This window comes from Blastococcus haudaquaticus, from assembly GCF_900230285.1.
Classification (GTDB): domain Bacteria; phylum Actinomycetota; class Actinomycetes; order Mycobacteriales; family Geodermatophilaceae; genus Blastococcus_B; species Blastococcus_B haudaquaticus.
In genome coordinates this window covers 152169-170046 of sequence record NZ_OCNK01000007.1, presented here as the reverse complement: position 1 = coordinate 170046, position 17878 = coordinate 152169, and the positions used below count along the sequence as shown (strand labels likewise).

At 73.1% G+C, this 17878-nt stretch carries 19 protein-coding genes; 10 read left to right on the top strand and 9 right to left on the bottom strand.

Annotated elements, in window-relative coordinates:
• The 6 genes from CRP30_RS21210 to CRP30_RS21185 all read right to left on the bottom strand — a co-directional run.
• Positions 1–333: cbb3-type cytochrome c oxidase subunit I (locus CRP30_RS21210; protein WP_200814891.1), on the bottom strand; the 333-nt coding region annotated here is incomplete at its 3' end.
• Positions 334–576: 243 nt separating this feature from the next.
• Positions 577–1200 (bottom strand): hypothetical protein, encoded by a 624-nt coding sequence (locus CRP30_RS21205; protein WP_097186010.1) that lies wholly within the window; start codon positions 1198–1200, stop codon positions 577–579.
• 52 nt (positions 1201–1252) lie between these two features.
• Entirely contained in the window at positions 1253–2152 is a 900-nt protein-coding gene (locus CRP30_RS21200) for an amino acid ABC transporter permease (protein ID WP_097186009.1), read from the bottom strand.
• Positions 2149–2796 carry an amino acid ABC transporter permease gene (locus tag CRP30_RS21195; RefSeq protein ID WP_097186008.1) on the bottom strand — a complete coding sequence of 216 codons (648 nt, stop codon included), beginning with the start codon at positions 2794–2796 and terminating at the stop codon, positions 2149–2151. The genes CRP30_RS21200 and CRP30_RS21195 overlap by 4 nt, the downstream gene beginning before the upstream one ends.
• Positions 2797–2866: 70 nt before the next feature.
• Complete coding sequence (locus tag CRP30_RS21190; RefSeq protein ID WP_097186027.1) at positions 2867–3763, bottom strand: glutamate ABC transporter substrate-binding protein; 897 nt, start codon at positions 3761–3763, stop codon at positions 2867–2869.
• A gap of 23 nt (positions 3764–3786) precedes the next feature.
• A complete protein-coding gene (locus CRP30_RS21185; protein WP_439647028.1) occupies positions 3787–4542 on the bottom strand; it encodes an amino acid ABC transporter ATP-binding protein in 756 nt (251 codons plus the stop codon).
• Between the two features lie 133 nt (positions 4543–4675).
• Between CRP30_RS21185 and miaB the strand changes: the two genes are divergently transcribed.
• Positions 4676–6163: a tRNA (N6-isopentenyl adenosine(37)-C2)-methylthiotransferase MiaB gene (gene miaB / locus CRP30_RS21180; RefSeq protein WP_097186026.1), complete on the top strand. Its 1488-nt coding sequence runs from the start codon at positions 4676–4678 to the stop codon at positions 6161–6163.
• Between the two features lie 34 nt (positions 6164–6197).
• On the opposite strand, the gene CRP30_RS21175 is transcribed toward miaB, so the two are convergent.
• On the bottom strand, positions 6198–7865 hold the full coding sequence (locus tag CRP30_RS21175; protein WP_097186006.1) for a DUF349 domain-containing protein: 1668 nt from the start codon (positions 7863–7865) through the stop codon (positions 6198–6200).
• 41 nt (positions 7866–7906) lie between these two features.
• On the opposite strand from CRP30_RS21175, the gene CRP30_RS21170 reads away from it, so the two are divergent.
• The 3 genes from CRP30_RS21170 to dapF are packed head-to-tail and all read left to right on the top strand — an operon-like array spanning position 7907 to position 10424.
• Positions 7907–8632 (top strand): class III extradiol ring-cleavage dioxygenase family protein, encoded by a 726-nt coding sequence (locus CRP30_RS21170; protein ID WP_097186005.1) that lies wholly within the window; start codon positions 7907–7909, stop codon positions 8630–8632.
• A complete protein-coding gene (miaA, locus tag CRP30_RS21165) occupies positions 8629–9549 on the top strand; it encodes a tRNA (adenosine(37)-N6)-dimethylallyltransferase MiaA (protein ID WP_097186025.1) in 921 nt (306 codons plus the stop codon). Before CRP30_RS21170 ends, miaA begins: the two co-directional genes overlap by 4 nt.
• Entirely contained in the window at positions 9546–10424 is an 879-nt protein-coding gene (gene dapF / locus CRP30_RS21160) for a diaminopimelate epimerase (protein WP_235003602.1), read from the top strand. Before miaA ends, dapF begins: the two co-directional genes overlap by 4 nt.
• Positions 10425–10434: 10 nt before the next feature.
• Here dapF and CRP30_RS21155 read toward each other — a convergent pair whose 3' ends face one another.
• Positions 10435–10644: a hypothetical protein gene (locus CRP30_RS21155; protein ID WP_097186003.1), complete on the bottom strand. Its 210-nt coding sequence runs from the start codon at positions 10642–10644 to the stop codon at positions 10435–10437.
• A 152-nt stretch (positions 10645–10796) separates the two neighbouring features.
• Here CRP30_RS21155 and hflX point away from each other — a divergent pair, with 152 nt between their 5' ends.
• From hflX to CRP30_RS21140, 3 genes are read left to right on the top strand one after another with little or no spacing between them, the layout of a single operon-like run.
• Positions 10797–12248, top strand: coding sequence for a GTPase HflX (gene hflX, locus CRP30_RS21150; protein WP_097186002.1), 1452 nt, complete (start codon positions 10797–10799; stop codon positions 12246–12248).
• A 60-nt stretch (positions 12249–12308) separates the two neighbouring features.
• Complete coding sequence (locus CRP30_RS21145; protein WP_235003601.1) at positions 12309–13028, top strand: phosphatase PAP2 family protein; 720 nt, start codon at positions 12309–12311, stop codon at positions 13026–13028.
• Positions 13029–13032: 4 nt separating this feature from the next.
• Entirely contained in the window at positions 13033–14049 is a 1017-nt protein-coding gene (locus CRP30_RS21140; RefSeq protein ID WP_235003600.1) for an NHL repeat-containing protein, read from the top strand.
• 104 nt (positions 14050–14153) lie between these two features.
• Here the strand turns inward: CRP30_RS21140 and lexA are convergent, their stop codons facing one another.
• Positions 14154–14912, bottom strand: coding sequence for a transcriptional repressor LexA (gene lexA, locus CRP30_RS21135; RefSeq protein WP_097186000.1), 759 nt, complete (start codon positions 14910–14912; stop codon positions 14154–14156).
• Positions 14913–15118: 206 nt separating this feature from the next.
• Here lexA and CRP30_RS21130 point away from each other — a divergent pair, with 206 nt between their 5' ends.
• The 3 genes from CRP30_RS21130 (at position 15119) to nrdR (ending at position 17877) form a co-directional block, all read left to right on the top strand.
• Positions 15119–15688, top strand: coding sequence for a LysM peptidoglycan-binding domain-containing protein (locus CRP30_RS21130; RefSeq protein WP_097185999.1), 570 nt, complete (start codon positions 15119–15121; stop codon positions 15686–15688).
• 206 nt (positions 15689–15894) lie between these two features.
• Positions 15895–16845 carry a hypothetical protein gene (locus CRP30_RS21125; RefSeq protein WP_143278522.1) on the top strand — a complete coding sequence of 317 codons (951 nt, stop codon included), beginning with the start codon at positions 15895–15897 and terminating at the stop codon, positions 16843–16845.
• A gap of 540 nt (positions 16846–17385) precedes the next feature.
• Positions 17386–17877, top strand: coding sequence for a transcriptional regulator NrdR (nrdR, locus tag CRP30_RS21120; protein ID WP_097185997.1), 492 nt, complete (start codon positions 17386–17388; stop codon positions 17875–17877).
• Position 17878 lies beyond the last annotated feature (1 nt).

The following is a 17878-nucleotide window of genomic DNA, read 5'->3' as shown; positions in this document are numbered from 1 at the left end:
GGGCGCGCCGATCTGCAGCGGCATGATCAGGTTGCCGAAGGCGAAGAACAGCGGCGTCGCGAACATCAGCAGCATGACCGTGCCGTGCATGGTCACCAGCTGGTTGTACTGCTCCGGCGAGAGGAACTGCAGCTCCGGCCGCGCCAGCTCGCCGCGCATCAGCAGGGCCATCAACCCGCCCGCGATGAAGAACGCGAACGACGCGACCATGTACATCAGGCCGATGGTCTTGTGGTCGGTCGTCCGCAGGATGTTCGACAACCGCGAACCCTTGGCCGCCACGTGCGCCGGGCTCGGCCGGCTGACGATCGGCTGCGGCGCGATGGCGGTCATGCCGCGCCTCGCTGCCGGGTCGTACCGCGCTCGGCGGATTCCCGTCCGAGATCCATCACGGTGCGGGACATGAGCGACTCCCCGGATCCTCTGCGCTGACGCATGCCGCGCGGGCCCTCGGGCGCTGTCCGCCGAACCGCACGCATCGTCATGGTGGCGCATCTCGGGGCGGAGGGAAACCCGAGGGTGACCGGTCTGCGACCGGCCGGCCCGGAGCGCCGCCCCGAGCAGGGGGGCGCGGGGTCAGGCGGCGGCAATCCAGGCGCTGAGGTCGACGGCGAGGCCGTCCGGAGCGTCCGGATCGGTCACCAGCCACGCCTCCTCGCGGTGCTGGCCGGCCTGGAGCCAGCGACGGATCTGGCGGTCGAAGCCGTGACGTGACGGCGTCCCCGGCCGGCCGGCCGGGCCCAGGAAGGTGAGGTCGACCTCGGACTCGTCGGCGTAGCGAAGGACCACCCGGCACCGGGCCCGACGATGACGAGCCGGTGGCACGGCCTCGCGGACCACGCCCGACTCCGCGCCCGCTGCCGCCGCGAAGTCGGCCGCCGCCGTGCGGAGCCGGGTCACGAACTCCTGCGCGGGGTCCCCCCCGAGGCTGACCGGAGAGGATGCCGACGACAGCTCGGGGGTGCCGCCGTCGACGGCCCCGTCCGGGACGTCGTCCTCAGCGGTCGAGGCCTCAGCGGTCGAGGCCGTGGTGGCAGGCGACTCGCCGTCGACCAGGTCGACGACGAATCGTTCCGTGGGGTTGTCGGGCTGACCCGGGTCCTCCGCCGCCGCGACGCTGTCAGCGCTGGGCCGGGGTACGGGCGGAAGGGTGCGCCGTCCGGCGGCGTGCATCGTCTCCATGGTGAGGACCAGTCTCACCGGCGCTCGGGCGGCGTGTCGTATGCGGCGCGCCGTGCGTGGGGCCGATGGGTCAGGTGGTGGAAGCTGTCGAGCTGTCGCCCATCGGCGCGTCCGCGGGCAGCGCGACGTCCTTGACCGCAGCGGCCTTGGCGCTCCGGCGGGTGCGCTCCTCGATGTACTTGGCCACCTGGGACAGCAGCACGTTGATGACGATGTAGATCAGGCCCGCCGCGACGTACAGCTGGAAGGTGTACTCGCTGCCGAAGCGCGGCGTGAAGAACTCGACCAGGCTGCGGGCGCCGCGCAGCAGCTCGAAGTACCCGATGATGAAGCCGAGCGAGCTGTCCTTGAGCAGGACGACGAGCTGGGCGATGAGCACCGGCAGCATCCGGCGGGTGGCCTGCGGAAGCAGGACGAGCGTCATCACCTGCGACTTGCGCATGCCGAGGCCGAGAGCGGCCTCCCGCTGCCCCTTGTCGATGGACAGGATGCCGGCGCGGAAGATCTCGGCCAGCACGGCGGAGTTGTAGAGGATCAGGCCACCGGCGAGCGCCTGGAAGGCCGACGGCCGGATGCCGTACTTCGGCAGCACGAAGTACAGCGCGAAGATCACGACCAGCAGGGGGATCGCCCGGAAGAACTCGATGTAGAGGCCCGCCAGCCAGCGGACCGCGGCGTGCTCGGAGAGCCGTCCGACGGCCAGCAGCAGGCCGAGGAGCGTGGCCACCACCATGCCGACGGCGGCCACCTCGAGGGTGTTGACCAGGGTGCGGCCGAGCGTCTGCGGAACACCGGTGCGGGCGTCGAAGAGCACCGCCCAGCGCTGGCCGTCCAGCTGCCCGTTGCCGGCCAGCCGGGTGAGCACCAGCGCGATGAGCCCGAGGATCAGCAGCGCGCCGATCACGGTCCCGATCCGGATGCGGGCCTTGGCCTTGGGGCCGGGGACGTCGAAGAGCACAGGGGTCGTCATCGGAGGATCGCCACCCGGCGCTCGAGGCGGTGGACGCCGAAGGCCAGGGGCAGCGTGATGAGCATGTAGGCGATGACCACGCCGAGGAGCACGGCGGTGAGCTGGCCCGCGTCGGCGTTGACCAGGCGGGGGAGCAGCGAGCTCAGCTCGCTGGTCGCGAAGCCGGCCGCGATCGAGCTGTTCTTCACCATGGCGATGAAGACGTTGCCCAGGGGCGGGACGACGGTGCGGAAGGCCTGGGGGAGCACCACCTCGCGCAGCGACTGCCCGAAGGTGAGGCCGATCGCGCGGGAGGCCTCGGCCTGCCCGGCGGACACGGCATTGATGCCGGAGCGCACCGCCTCGCACACGAAGGCAGCGGTGTAGAGACCCAGGGACAGCACCGCGCCGGTGAAGAAGCCGAGGATGAAGTCGATCTGCGGCAGGCCGAAGATCATGAAGAAGAAGACGACGGTCAGCGGGGTGTTGCGGAACGTCTCGACGTAGAACGTCGCCAGACCGCGCAGCGGAGGGATCGGGCTGACCCGCGCCGCCGCCAGGAGGGTGCCCAGCACGAGGGCGAGCAGGCCGGCCAGCAGGCTGAGGCTCAGCGTGGTGAGGAAGGCGTCCCACAGGAGGCCGAAGTTGTCCGCGAGGAACTGCACGTCGCCTCCTCTCGAGGCTCGTCAGAGGGCACCGCGGGGCGGGCGGACCCGCCCCGCGGTGCCATGGGGATCAGTAGCGGTCGACGGTCGGCGGCTCGGGGGCCTCCGTGCCGCTGATGTCACCGGCGGTGCGGTCCCACGCGGCCGCCCAGTCGCCGTTCTCGAACGCCTCCTCGAGGACGTCGTTGATGAAGTTGCGGAAGTCCGTGTCGCCCAGTTCCACGCCGATGCCGTATGGCTCGGTCGTGAACGGGTTGCCGACGAGCTCGAAGCCGCCGTCGCTGCCGGCGACCAGGCCGGTGAGGATGACGTTGTCGGTGGTGACGGCGTCGACCTGTCCGGCGGACAGCGCGTCCGCGCACTTGGAGTAGACGTCGAACAGCGTCAGCGTGGCCTCGGGGTAGTTGTCCCGGATGTTCTGCGCCGGCGTCGAGCCCTCGACCGAGCAGACGTTCTTGCCGGCCAGGTCCTCCGGACCCTCGATGCCCTCGGGGTTGCCCTCGGCCACCATGATGTCCTGCCCGGCCTCGTAGTACGGGCCGGCGAAGTCGATCAGCTGCTTGCGGGCGTCGTTGATCGTGTAGGTCGCGACCACCATGTCGACCTGGCCGTTCTGCAGGAACGGCTCGCGGTTGGCCGAGACGGTCTCGACCCACTCGATGTCGTCGGCGGCGATGCCGAGCTCGGCGGCGACCAGCTTCGCGATCTCGACGTCGAAGCCCTCGGGGGTCTCGGTGTTGGGGTTGAGCAGGCCGAAGCCGGGCTGGTCGAACTTCGTGCCGATGGTGATGGTGCCGGCCTCGTTCAGCTCGGCCATGGTGGAGCCGGCCGGGAAGTCGACCTCCTCGGCGACCTCGGCCGTGTTGTCGGCGGACTCCTCGGCCTGGTTGCCGGCGTCGCTGCCGCCACAGGCGGTCAGCAGAAGGCCGGCGGCCGCGAGTGACGCGGCGTAACGGGTGATGCGCATGAGCGGTCCCTCCATCGGAATGGTCAGTGGTTGAGGATCTTGGACAGGAAGTCCTTCGCCCGGTCGGAGCGAGGAGCAGTGAAGAAGGTCTCGGGGTCGGCCGTCTCGACGACGCGGCCGCCGTCCATGAAGACGACCCGGTTGGCCGCGCGGCGCGCGAAGCCCATCTCGTGGGTGACGACGATCATCGTCATGCCGTCCCGGGCGAGCCCGACCATGACGTCGAGGACCTCGCTGATCATCTCCGGGTCCAGGGCCGACGTCGGCTCGTCGAACAGCATCACCTTGGGGTCCATGGCCAGCGCCCGGGCGATGGCGACGCGCTGCTGCTGACCACCGGAGAGCTGGGCCGGGTACTTGTCCGCCTGCGCGCTGACACCGACGCGCTCGAGCAGCTCGCGAGCCCGCTGCTCGGCCTCGGCCTTCGACTTCCCGCGCACCTTGATGGGGCCCAGCGTGACGTTCTGCAGGATCGTCTTGTGCGCGAAGAGGTTGAAGCTCTGGAACACCATGCCGACGTCGCTGCGCAGGCGGGCGAGCTGCTTGCCCTCCTCGGGCAGCCGCTCGCCGTCGATGGTGATCTCGCCCTGCTCGATCGACTCGAGCCGGTTGATGGTGCGGCACAGCGTCGACTTGCCGGAGCCCGAGGGCCCGATGACGACGACGACCTCGCCGCGGGCGATCTCCAGGTCGATGTCCTGCAGCACGTGCAGTTCGCCGAACCACTTGTTGACGCCGGACAGGCGGACGAGAGGCTCTCCGTTCGGACGGCTGGTCACCTGAGGGACCCTAAAGGCCATCGGACACGGCGAGTGACCACCGCGATCACGAAGGGGTAACAAAGCGGCCGGTGTCGTCCGGATCGACGGAGTGCCGGCCGCCGACCCCGGGCGCCGTACCCTCGGTCGTGTCATGAGCAGCGCAACCGAGAGCCCCGTTCCGCGTACCTACCGGGTGCGGACCTACGGGTGCCAGATGAACGTGCACGACTCCGAGCGGCTGTCCGGCCTCCTCGAGGACGCCGGCTACACCGCCGCGGCGGACGGGGGCGACGCCGACGTCGTCGTCCTCAACACCTGCGCCGTGCGCGAGAACGCCGACAACCGCCTCTACGGCAACCTCGGCCACCTGCGGCCCGTGAAGGACGCCCGCCCGGGCATGCAGATCGCCGTCGGTGGCTGCCTGGCGCAGAAGGACCGCGGCGAGATCGTCCGCCGGGCGCCATGGGTCGACGTCGTCTTCGGGACGCACAACGTGGGCTCGCTGCCGGCGCTGCTGGAGCGGGCCCGGCACAACGCCGAGGCGCAGGTGGAGATCGTGGAGTCCCTCGAGGTCTTCCCGTCGACGCTCCCGGCGAAGCGGGACTCCGCCTACTCCGGGTGGGTCTCCATCAGCGTCGGCTGCAACAACACCTGCACGTTCTGCATCGTCCCGTCGCTGCGCGGGTCGGAGAAGGACCGCCGTCCGGGCGAGATCCTCGCCGAGGTCCAGGCGCTGGTGGACCAGGGCGTGCTCGAGGTGACGCTGCTGGGGCAGAACGTCAACGCCTACGGCGTCGAGTTCCGGGACCGCGGCGCGTTCGCCGACCTGCTCCGCGCCACCGGGCGCATCGAGGGGCTCGAGCGCGTCCGCTTCACCAGCCCGCATCCCCGCGAGTTCACCGACGACGTCATCGCCGCGATGGCGGAGACGCCCGTGGTCTGCCACCAGCTGCACATGCCGCTGCAGTCCGGGTCCGACGACGTCCTGCGCCGCATGCGCCGCGGCTACCGGCAGGAGCGCTACCTCGGCATCATCGACCGGGTGCGGGCCGCGATGCCCGACGCGGCGATCACCACCGACATCATCGTCGGCTTCCCCGGCGAGACCGAGGCCGACTTCCAGCAGACCCTGGACGTCGTCCGCCAGGCCCGCTTCGCCAGCGCCTTCACCTTCCAGTACTCCAAGCGCCCGGGGACGCCCGCCGCGGAGATGGCGGACCAGCTGCCGAAGGACGTCGTCCAGGAGCGGTACCTGCGGCTCACCGCGCTGCAGGACGAGATCAGCTGGTCGGAGAACCGGGCGCAGATCGGCCGCCGAGTGGAGCTCCTCGTCGCCGCCGGGGAGGGGAGCAAGGACGCCGCCACCGGTCGGCTCTCCGGGCGGGCCCGTGACGGCCGGCTCGTGCACTTCCGCGCCGAGGCCGCCGAGGGGATCCGTCCCGGCGACGTCGTCGAGACGGTCGTGACCGATGCCAAGCCGCACTTCCTGGTCGCCGACGGCGCGCTGCTGTCCCACCGCCGGACCCGCGCCGGTGACGCGAGCGCGGCGGGCACCCGGCCGACGACTCCCGGTGTCTCGCTCGGGATGCCCCGGATCGGCGTCCCCGACCCGCTACCGGCGCTCACCGGCGGCTGCTGACCCCCACGCCGGGGTCAGCAGCCAGCCCGTCGGGCTAACGGCGAGCGGACTTCTCGGCCTCGGCCAGCCACTCGCGGCGGGTCGCCAGGTTGGCCTGCGCCTCGGTGATCCGACGCTGGTCGCCGGCCGCCTCGGCCTTGGCCAGCTGCTCCTCGGCCTTGGTGACGGCGGCCCGCATGGACGTGACCATCGGGTTCTCCGGGGCTGTTCGGACCCGGGTCGAGTCCGCGGCGCCGCGCACCTTCTGCTCGACGGCCTGCATGCGGTCCTCGAGCTGGCGCATCACCCCGCGGGGGACGTGCCCGATCGCGTCGTAGCGCTCCTGGATCTTGCGGAGCGCGTTCTGCGCACCCTTGAGGTCGGTCGAGGGATCGAGCTTCTCCGCCTGCGCGAGGAGCTCCTCCTTCAGCTGCTGGTTGGCCGTCTCCTCGCCGGTCCGCTTCTTGTCCGACTCGGTGCGAGCGGCGAAGAAGACGTCCTGTGCGGCGCGGAACTCCTTCCAGAGGTCGTCGTCGCCCTCGCGGCCCGTGCGGGGCACCGCCTTCCAGCGGTCCATGAGCGTCCGCATCGCGGCGCTCGTCGGACCCCACTCGGTGGAGGTCGCCAGCTTCTGCGCCTCCTTGATCAGCTCCTGCTTGGCCGCCCGGGCCTCGCCGCGCTGCGCGTCGAGTGAGGCAAAGTGCGCCCCCCGGCGCCGGCCGAACGCGTCCCGGGCCGCGGCGAACCGGGTCCACAGGGCCTCGTCGGTCTTGCGGTCGATGCCGCGGATCGTCTTCCACTCCTCGACGATGGCCTTGAGCCGGTCACCGGCCGCCTTCCACGACGTCGACTCGGCCGCGATCTGCTCGGCCTCGGCGGCCAGCGCCTCCTTGCGGGCGACCTGGCCGGCGCGGGCGGCGGCCTTCTCGGCGCGGTACTCCGCGGCAGCCGCGTCGGCCGTCTCCACCATGGCGCGGGCGCGCGCGGCGAGGCCGTCCAGGTCACCGACCGCGGTGGCGGAGGGGATCGTCTCGGCCAGCCCCTGGGCCTTGCCGCGGATCTCGGCCGGGTTGCCGGTGTGCGCCTTCAGCCGGGCCTCGAGCAGGGCCACCTCGGTGGCCAGGTCGTCGTACCGCCGTCCGTAGTGCGCCAGCCCCGCGGCGGGCTCGCCGGCCTGCCAGGACCCGACGGCCCGCTCACCCTCGGCCGTGCGCACGTAGACGGTGCCGTCCTCGTCCACCCGGCCCCACTGCGTGGGGTCGCTGGCCGGAACGACGGGCGGCTCGACGGCGGCGGCCTCGGCCGCGGGGGCGGCCTGCGCGGGCCGCGGCACCGGGCGGGGAGCCATGGGCCGGGGCCTGGGTGGCGCGGGCGTCCGCGCCTGCTGCGCCTCCGGGGCGGGGGTGGGTGTCTCGGGCGGGGCCTGGCCCTCGGCCGGGCTCTGGCCCTCGGCCGTGTTCTGGCCCTCGGCGTCCGGGACGGTGGTCGGGACGTCGCTGGTCGGGTCCGCCACGGCGGCGTCACCGGGGGCCGGAGCCGCGGGCGTACCGGCCGCCGGCGTCACCGCCTCCGAGGTGGCGGCCGCGTCGGTGGCCGTCTCGGCGGGAGCGGTTGTGGGGGCCGGCTGCTCGCTCACCGCCTCGGCGCCGATCGTCTCCGGGTTCTCCGCAATCGGCGAAGAGTCCTGCTGCGCCCCGCTGCCGGGGTTGTCCGTGCTCGACACGTCGGGCAGTGTCCCACGTCGCATCCGGGAGACTGACCCGCGTGAGTCCCGTCCACGAAGGTCCACCCCCGCCCGGCGCGCGTGCCGCGGTGGCCGTGGCGTTCTGCCCCGCGCCGCCGCTCCTGCTCCCGGCGGTCGAGGTGCGGGCCGCAGCCGACACGAGGGCGCTGCGCGCGGCCTGCGCCGCCGCCGTGACCGATCTACTGGCGGTGCGGCCGGAGGTCGTCGTGGTCGTGGGGACCGGAGCGGCTCCCGGTGAGCGCTTCGGGACCGGGGACGTCGGCTGCCTGCACGGGTTCGGCATCGCCGTGGAGCTCCCGTTCGACGGCCGGGTGCGGCCCGGCGGGAAGCACGTCCCGGTGCCGCACGCGCTCGGCGCCTCGCTGCTGGACCAGGCGGGGTTCGCCGGCGTCCGGGTCGGGGTCGGGCCGGACGACCTCGCGCAACTCGTGCGCGACCTGCCCGCGCCGGTGGGGGTCCTGGCGATGGGCGACGGATCCGCGCGTCGCACCATGAAGGCCCCGGGGTACCTGGACGAGGCCGCGGCCCCCTTCGACGCCGCCGTGGCGGACGCGCTGAGCTCCGGGGACGCGAACGCCCTCGCCGGGCTGGACGTCGACGAGGGCGAGCGGTTGCTGGCCGACGGGGTCCCGGTGTGGCGCGCGGTCGGCGCGGCGCTGTCCGGCGGACGGATCACCGCACGGTTGCACCACGACGCGGCGCCGTTCGGCGTCGGCTACCTGGCCGCCTCGTGGGTGGCCGCGTGAGCCTCCCCCCGGTGGTCGCGGTGGTCGGCCCGACGGCGACGGGGAAGACCGCGCTGGCGGTCGCGCTGGCCCACCGGCTCGGCGGCGAGGTCGTCAACGCCGACTCGATGCAGCTGTACCGGGGCATGGACATCGGCACCGCCAAGCCCGACCTCGCCGAGCGCGACGGCGTCCGGCACCACCTGCTGGACCTGTGGCACGTCCGGGAGGCAGCGTCCGTGGTCGAGTACCGGCAGCGCGCGCGTGCCGAGATCGACCGGCTGCGCGCCGACGGGACCGTTCCGCTGCTGGTGGGCGGCTCCGGGCTCTACGTCCGCGCGGTCCTCGACGAGCTGGAGTTCCCTGGGACCGACCCGGTGCTGCGGGCACGGCTGGAGGCGGAGCTGGCAGCCGTCGGGTCCGCCGAGCTGCACGCCCGGCTGGCCGCGCTCGACCCGGTGGCGGCGGCCGCGGTCCTGCCCGGCAACGGACGGCGGATCGTCCGGGCGCTGGAGGTCATCGAGCTCACCGGGGGACCGTTCCGCGCGCAACTGCCCGACCCTGCGCCGCACTACCCGGCCGTCGTGATCGGTCTCGACCGTGAGCCGGCCGAGCTCGACGGACGGGTGGCCGCCCGGGTGGAGCGCATGTGGGCCGCCGGCTTCGTCGACGAGGTGGCCGCCCTGGCCGACGACGGCCTGCGCGAGGGCCCGACCGCGTCCCGGGCCCTGGGCTACGCCCAGGTGCTGGCCCAGTTCGCCGGTGAGCTGACCCCCGAGGAGGCGCGGGAACGCACGGTGACGACGACGCGCCGGTTCGTCCGACGGCAGCGCTCCTGGTTCCGTCGTGACGCAACGATCGAGTGGTTCGGGGCCGGGCGGTCCGACCTGGTCGACGCCGTCGGTGCCGTGATCACCGCCCGTACGATCGGGCGGTGACTTCCCAGACCGCTCCCCGGGTGCTCGTCGGGCACGGCACGGAGAACGACTTCGTCGTCCTTCCCGACCCCGATGGCAGGGTGTGGCCCGAGGACCGGCTCGACGCAGCACTTGTCCGGCGGCTCTGCGATCGGCGCGCCGGTATGGGTGGCGACGGTGTGCTGCGCGTCGTGGGAAGTGCGCACGTGCCGGACGCCGCCGGGGTCCTGGGCGACGAGCTCTCCGCCTGCGAGTGGTTCATGGACCACCGCAACGCCGACGGGTCGACCGCCGAGATGTGCGGCAACGGGATCCGGCTGTTCCTGCACGTCCTGGTGAGCGAGGGGCTGCTCGACCGCGCCACCTGCGAGGCCGGCGTCCTCGTCGGGACCCGCGGCGGACCCCGTCGGGTGGGCGCCACAGCCGACGGCGACTACTGGGTGGACATGGGACCCGCCCGGGAGTTCGGCGCCGGCGAGGCGGAGGTCGCCGGCCGGACCTTCGCCGGTCGCGCCGTCTCGATGGGGAACCCGCACCTGGCCTGCCTGACCGACGTCGACGTCGACGGGCTGGACCTGACCGGGACCCCCCGCTTCGACAGCGGTCTCTTCCCGGACGGCGTGAACGTGGAGCTCGTCAACGTGCTGGAGCCCGGGGCGCACGTGCGGCTGAGAGTCGTGGAACGCGGGGTGGGGGAGACGCGGTCCTGCGGCACAGGTGCATGCGCCGCCGGTTACGCGGCCCTCGTCGCCGAGGGCCGCGCCGAGGGCACCGTCGTCGTCGACGTCCCCGGCGGCCGGCTGTCGGTGCAGGTGACCCCGACGACGACCGTGCTCACCGGCCCTGCGGTGCTCGTGTCGGCCGGTGAGCTGTGTCCGGAGTGGCTCGCCGGCTGATCACGGGCGGTCAGACGCGGTCGTCATCCTCGGTCGGCGACTCCGGCATCATCGACTGACCTTCGGTGCCCGGGCTGCCCGTCGGGTCCCCGCGGCCGCTGTCCTGGTCGGGACCACCGCCGAGCGGGTTCCGGGGTGGGCCGCCCAGGCCGCGCGGCTCCCGGCCCGGGTCTTCGATCTCGCTGTCGGAGCCCAGGCTGCTGGATCCGGTCTCGCTCATGAGGACCTCCTCGGAGAGTGGATGCGTCGATCTGCCCTACCCGGTCACAGGTGGGATGTACTCGGCCCCCTCGTGCGTTGTACCGAGCGATGCCAACGAAGACGCACACAACTCAGGTGCCCCAGCTCGCGGGGCATGCAACGCTGGAGACGATGACAACCGCTCCCGACGTCCCCCTGGACGACGACCAGTCGCGCCCCGCCCCGGCCGGGCGGCGCGACGAGCCCGACGACACGGCCGGCTCCTACGCGCTGGAGGCGCGCGGTGCGCTGCGTCGCGTCGCCGGTCTCTCCACCGAGCTCGCCGACGTCACCGAGGTCGAGTACCGGCAGCTGCGCCTCGAGCGCGTGGTGCTCGTCGGTGTCTGGACGGAGGGGACGCAGGTCGACGCCGACCGGTCGCTCGCCGAGCTGGCCGCACTGGCCGAGACCGCCGGCTCCGAGGTGCTGGAGGCGGTCAGCCAGCGCCGGGACAAGCCCGACGCGGCGACGTACGTGGGTTCCGGCAAGGCGAACGAGATCCGCGACATCGTCGCTGCCAGCGGCGCTGACACCGTCATCTGCGACGGCGAGCTGACGCCCGGGCAGCTCAACCAGCTGGAGAAGATCCTCAAGGTCAAGGTCGTCGACCGGACCGCGCTGATCCTGGACATCTTCGCCCAGCACGCGAGCAGCCGGGAGGGCAAGGCCCAGGTCGAGCTCGCCCAGATGCAGTACATGCTGCCCCGACTGCGCGGCTGGGGTGAGTCGCTGTCCCGGCAGGCGGGTGGACGGGTCGCCGGCGGTGGGGGTATCGGTACCCGTGGCCCCGGTGAGACCAAGATCGAGACCGATCGACGGCGCATCCGGGCACGGGTGAGCAAGCTGCGCCGCGAGATCGCCGGCATGGCCACGGCCCGGGCGACGCAGCGGTCGAGCCGCGACCGCAACGCCACTCCGAGCGTGGCGATCGCCGGGTACACCAACGCCGGCAAGTCCAGCCTGCTCAACGCCCTGACGGGCGCCGGAGTCCTGGTGGAGAACGCCCTGTTCGCCACCCTGGACCCGACCGTGCGCCGGGCCGAGGGGCCCGACGGGCGGGAGTACACGCTCACCGACACCGTGGGCTTCGTCCGGCACCTGCCTCACCAGCTGGTCGACGCGTTCCGGTCGACGCTGGAGGAGGTCGCGGCCGCGGACCTGCTGCTGCACGTGGTCGACGGCTCCGACCCCGACCCGCTGGGCCAGATCAACGCGGTCCACGTCGTCCTCCAGGACATCGACGCCTCCTCGGTCCCCGAGGTGATCGTCGTCAACAAGGTCGACGCCATGGACGAGGAGGCCATCCTCACCCTCCGCCGGGCGCTGCCCGGCGCGGTCTGGGTGTCCGCGCGGACCGGCGCCGGGATGGACGCCCTGCGCGAGCTGATCGCAGCCCGGCTGCCGCACCCCGACGTGGACGTCGACGTCCTGGTCCCCTACGACCGCGGCGACCTCGTCGCCCGGGTCCACCGGGACGGCGAAGTCCTCAAGGAGCGGCACGAGGACGGCGGCACCCGGTTGAGCGCCCGGGTGGACGGCGGCCTCGCGGCGACGCTGGAGCCGTTCGCCGATCCGGCCGTCTGAACCTGACCGTGATCCGGCTCGCCGGATCACGGTCAGGTCACGGGCCGGTACGGTGAGCCGGTGACCAGCGGCACGGTGCGCGACGTCGGCCTGCCCGGCCCGTCGCGGGAGATCTCCGTGGGCCGACCGCCGTGGTGGCTCCTGGTCGCCGCGCTCCTCGCCGGCGGCCTGATCACGGCCGACCTGCTGGCCCGTGGGCCGCTCGAGCGGATGGACCTGCGGGTCTCGGAGATCGTCAGCGACTGGGGCCTGCGGGATTCCGCCGCCTATCCGGTCGTCTGGGTGATCACCCAGGTCGGCGGGCGGGTCACCATCCTCGTGGTGCTCGCGGCCCTGGTGGGCTACCTCGCCTGGCGCCGGCGGACCTGGCTGCCGCTGCTCCGGGTGATCGCCGCCCTCGCAGTGCTCACGGCAGGCGTCTACGCGCTGAAGTTCGGGATCGGTCGCACGGCCCCCGGCTTCCCCGGGTCCTTCCTCTTCCACGACGACGGCGCCTCGTTCCCCTCCGGGCACGTCGCCAATGCCGTCCTGATGTGGGGCGTCGCCCGCTGGCAGGCCGTGGAGTACGGCTTGCCGGCGCAGGTGCAGCAGGCGTTCTGGGTGCTCGCCGTGCTCGGGCCGGTCATCACCGGGCTTGCGATGGTGTCCCTCGACTTCCACTGGCTCACCGACGCGGTGGTGGGCGGCGCCGTGGGCATCCTGCTGTTGGGCGTGGTTCACGGACTGGATGCAGTCGTTCTGTCACGCTGGGTACGTGCCCGAGGCCGGCAGACCGCGTAGCGGCGTGCGGGGACGACTACTGGCGACCGGGGGAGTCCTCGGCGCCGGCCTCGTCCTCGGCTCTGTCGTGCCCGCCGCCGCGGAGGACGCGGCCGCCGCACCGGCCGTGCAGTGCCAGATCACCGACCCGCGGCTGGCCGAACTGTCCGGGCTCGTCGCGGTCGGGGACCGCCTCCTCGCGATGAACGACGGCGGGGAACAGCTGGCAGTCCACCTGCTCGATGCGGCGTGCCAGGTGATCGAGGTGCACACCGCGGCGATCGATCCGTACGACCCCGAGGACATGGCCGTCGCTGCGGACGGCACCGTGTGGTTCGCCGACACCGGTGACAACAACGGCGTCCGCGGCACCGTGGCGCTCCTGGCGCTGCGGCCGGACGGGACGACGGGCGTGTACCGGCTCACCTATCCGGACGGGCCGCACGACGCGGAGGCGCTGCTCCTCGCGCCGGACGGCACGCCGTACGTGGTGACCAAGGAGCTGCTGGGCGCCAGTGGCGTCTACAGCCCGGCGGCGGCTCTCGCCGACGGCGGGACCGTGGCCCTCGCCAAGGTGGCCTCGGTCAACCTGACCCTCACGGGCACGGCCGGCGGACCGGTGGGTCAGGCCGGCCAGCTGCTGGTCACCGGCGGAGCGGTCGCCACCGACGGCAAGCACCTGGCGTTGCGCACGTACACCGACGCCTATGTCTGGACGCTCGCCGGTAACGACGTCGTCGGCGCCCTGGCCGGGCAGCCGGTCCGGATCCCACTGCCGGACTCACCCCAGGGTGAGGCGATCAGCTTCACGGCCGACGGTCTCGGGTTGCTGGTGGCAAGCGAGATGCTGCCGAGCGACCTGACCAGGGTGTCGCTGACCCCCGAGCTCGCGGCAGCCGCGCAGGCGCCGCCCGCCGGGCCGGTGCCGAGCTTCACCGACCTGACGAGTTCGGGGATGTCGCCGATCACGTCCGGGCTCATCGCCGCTGCGGTCGCGACCGTCGTCGTCTGGATCTCCGGCCGGCTCCGCCGCCGTCCCTGACGACCGCCGGCCCTGCCCCTGACGACCACCGGCGGCCCCGCTGCTGCGGGACCGCCGGTGTGGTGCCGTCCCCGGCTCGAGTGCCGTGAGGGACGTGATCGTTCTCAGACGCGTCGCAGGACGCTGACCACCCGGCCGAGAACCGTGGCGTCGTCGCCGGGGATGGGCTCGTAGGCGGGGTTGTGGGGGAGCAGCCAGATGTGCCCGTCGCGCCGCTTGTAGGTCTTGACGGTGGCCTCGCCGTCGATCATGGCCGCGACGATCTCGCCGTTCTCCGCGGTCGGCTGCTGGCGTACGACGACCCAGTCCCCGTCGCAGATGGCAGCCTCGACCATCGAGTCACCGACCACCTTGAGCATGAACAGCGTGCCCTCGCCGACCAGCTCCCGAGGCAGCGGGAAGACGTCCTCGACGGCCTGCTCCGCCAGGACCGGCCCACCGGCGGCGATGCGGCCGACGAGCGGGACGTAGGTGGGCGCGGAGACCTGGGTGTCCTCGCCGAGACCGACCGCAGCGGGCGCCGGGACGGAGTGCGGGGAGTCGCCGGGCAGGCGCACGTCGAGCGCGCGCGGCCGGTTGGGGTCCCGCCGCAGCCAGCCCTTCTTCTGCAGCACGGAGAGCTGGTGGGCGACGGAGGAGGCCGACGACAGGCCGACCGCCTCGCCGATCTCGCGGACCGAGGGCGGATAGCCGCGCCGCTCGATCGAGTCGCGGATGACCTCGAGGACCCGGCGCTGGCGCTGGGTCAGTCCGTCTCCGTCCGCCGCACGGTCGGGGAACGACCGCACGGTGGCCGTCCCCGTGGTCGCAGGGGAGTTCCCGGACGCCTTGCGGCCGCCTGAGCTCCCGCTCTTCTCCGCCACGTCGCCTCCTCGTCCGCTGCTCCCGCAGCGCGTGTGTCCGTCGGACGGACGGTAGCGCGTTCGGGAGCTGCGATCAAACACATGTTCGAAGTGTGGGGCCGTGTCCGGTGGCTTTCGTCGGACCCGTCCGGTAGACATCGAGCAGTCGTTCGAATCGAACAGGCGTTCGACGACGGAGACGGTTCGCGATCGGAGGCGGAGGGGTCATGGGGAGCGTGCAGCAGGCCGTGCTCGAGTTCGACGAGGAGGTCCAGGCGCCCTGGCGGCCGCGTCTGGTGGTGGTCGCCGAGCAGTCGCAGCCGACGTTCCGCGCACCGGCGGCCCACCCCTCCCGTCGCAGTCCGTCCCGGGTCGGTGTCTGCCGCCCGCCGGTCGGTCCGACGGTGCCCGCGCGGCGCCCGGCGACCCGCCCCGGCACGGGGCTGACCGGCCCCACGTCACCCCGGGCGGCCGCGCGCCGTCCGGCGCCGACCGGTGCCGTGCGGGCGGCCCGCCTGCGGCTCACCCGACGGGCACGTCGACTCGGCGTGGTGCTGGCACTCGCCGTCGCGGTCGGTGTGGGCTCCTGGCTGGGGCCGATGCTCGGGGGAGACGGTGGCGACCTGCGCCTGGCCGGTGTCAGCACCGTCGTCGTGCAGCCGGGCGACACGCTGTGGTCGATCGCCTCCTCTTTGGCCGGAGAGGGCGACGTGCGGGTCCTCGTCGACGAGATCCAGCACCTGAACGACCTCGCGAGCACCGACCTCGTGCCCGGTCAGACCCTCCGGCTGCCGTGAGCGTGCGGCCCGTCGTCCGCGGGCACCTCTCCGCGTGTCGTGGCCCTGACCAGGACGGACGGGTGGGCAGCGCGGGTCGGGCACCGGTCAGGGGCGGAGCCGGGCGCGCCACGGCAATAGATCCACAACGTCGCCGCCCGACTTCGTCAACCCTCAGTGCGGGCGCCTTCACGGTGAGTGGTCACCTCAGCGCTTACGGTCGTCGCGTGTCAGGCGCCATGGAGAACCGAGCAGCTGTGTTCACCAGTCAACCCCAGTCGGTGGAGGTCTATCAGGCAGGAACCTGGTGGGCCGGCGAGCTCCTGGGCTGGCGGCACGACGCCAACGGTTCGTGCCAGGTGTGGGTGCGGGTCGTGCTCGGGGGCGTCGAGGAGACGGCGTGGACCGACCTCGCGTCGTTGCGCCTCCCGGAGCGCCATCTGGCCGTGGCCGGCGAGTCCCCGGCGGCTCCGGTGCGCCGGAGCTACGCCCCTGGCACCCAGGAGATGTCGGTGGCCCGGCACCCGTCCGGCCGGCGCGTGCGCCCGGCGGACGACGACGCCGCCACGTCGGGCCTACCCATGGTCCGCGACCTGTCCGTCGTCCCTGACCCGCAGGTCGCGGGGGGACGACGCACCGCCGACGAGACGGCACAGTTCGCCTCGGTCGGTCGCCGCCGCGCCCCCGAGGAGCAGGCCGAGCCATCCACCGGCGGACGCCGCCGTGCCCCCGAGGCGGCTGAGGCCCCGGCCGTGGGCCGCCGTCGCGCACCCGAGGTCACGCTCACCACCGGTCGGCCCCCCGTCCCGCCGGGCCGTCACCGTGCCCCCGCCGACCCCGGCCGGCACCGCACCGCCGACACCGGCCTCCTCCCGCCCGTGACCGAGGCGCCTCGGACCCCGGCGGAACGCCCCGAGGACGAGGCCCCCCGGGCCTCGGGCCCCGTGTCGCGCCCGCGAGTCCCGGCTGCGCGGGCCCAGGCTGCCCGCGCCCACGTCGACCGGACCCAGGCCGTGCGCGCCGAGTCCGGACGCGCCGAGTCAGGGCCGGCGTCTGCCGCAGGCGGGGCGGCTCCGCGCGGACTCGAGTCCGAACTGCTGACCCGTCCGATGCGGCTGACCGACCACGTGCCGCACGGGCGGCGCCCCCGCGTCGACGGTTCCCTCCGCGGGCTCTGATCCACCGCTGCCGGCGCCCCGACGAGCGCCGGCGCGGTCGACGCCTGCCCGGCTCCCGCGCAGGACCCGGACGGCACCACGTCCGGGTGTCGGGCATCCATCCGGATGGGTCCACGAGCAGAACGGCGCGGTGTCCGAACGGCCGACGGCCGACCGATACCCGCCGCTGGGTCGGGGCGGTCTCTCGCCCGACCCGGCTGGGCCCACCGGGTCGGCGGCATGGCCCGTGCGCCACTTTCCTGAGCGCCGCGCGTCCGTCCGCGGCGCCCGCCGGCGTGCCGGTGCGGCGTGTCGTGTGACTCGTGGGGAGGGATGTCCTCCCTGTTCACGGCAGTGTCTGGGCGGAACACGCCGAGGAGACTTTCGCTTGCACATCTTGTGTGGACCGGCCTAGGGTTCCCCTACATCTAGTAGTTACAGAGTTGTAAGCCTGTCCACAGGCCGATCCTCAGGTTCTCCCCGGGGCATCCACCGGATGTCCCCAGGAGGGTCCACAGGACGGCTCCGGACAGGCCGGGACTCGGGAGGAGGCGAACCGCGATGCGCTGCCCGTTCTGCCACAACGCCGACAGCCGGGTCATCGACTCGCGGGAGGCCGACGAGGGGGCGACGACCCGTCGTCGTCGCTCCTGTCCCAAGTGCGGGCGACGGTTCACGACGGTCGAGGAGGCCGTACTGGCCGTCGTCAAACGCAGCGGTGTCAGCGAGCCGTTCAACCGGTCGAAGGTCGTCGCCGGTGTCCGCCGGGCCTGCCAGGGCCGGCCGGTCGACGAGGACCAGCTCCAGAAGCTGGCCCAGCAGGTCGAGGACGCCATCCGTGCCACCGGCGCGGCGGAGGTGCCCAGCAACGAGGTGGGGCTGGCCATCCTGCGGCCCCTCCGCGAGTTGGACGAGGTCGCCTACCTGCGATTCGCCAGCGTCTACCGCTCCTTCACCTCGGTGGCGGACTTCGAGAAGGAGATCGCCGAACTCAAGGCGCGGCAGCCCGGTGCCGCCGACGTCGCAGAGCCGGCCGGAACGCCCGCTGGCTGAG

Excerpts from the sequence above, each read along its gene's own strand:
- CRP30_RS21200 (WP_097186009.1), bottom strand. The coding sequence starts at position 2,152 with ATGACGACCCCTGTGCTCTTCGACGTCCCCGGCCCCAAGGCCAAGGCC.
- CRP30_RS21190 (WP_097186027.1), bottom strand. The coding sequence starts at position 3,763 with ATGCGCATCACCCGTTACGCCGCGTCACTCGCGGCCGCCGGCCTTCTG.
- miaB (WP_097186026.1), top strand. The coding sequence starts at position 4,676 with ATGAGCAGCGCAACCGAGAGCCCCGTTCCGCGTACCTACCGGGTGCGG.
- CRP30_RS21155 (WP_097186003.1), bottom strand. The coding sequence starts at position 10,644 with ATGAGCGAGACCGGATCCAGCAGCCTGGGCTCCGACAGCGAGATCGAA.
- hflX (WP_097186002.1), top strand. The coding sequence starts at position 10,797 with ATGACAACCGCTCCCGACGTCCCCCTGGACGACGACCAGTCGCGCCCC.
- CRP30_RS21130 (WP_097185999.1), top strand. The coding sequence starts at position 15,119 with ATGGGGAGCGTGCAGCAGGCCGTGCTCGAGTTCGACGAGGAGGTCCAG.
- nrdR (WP_097185997.1), top strand. The coding sequence starts at position 17,386 with ATGCGCTGCCCGTTCTGCCACAACGCCGACAGCCGGGTCATCGACTCG.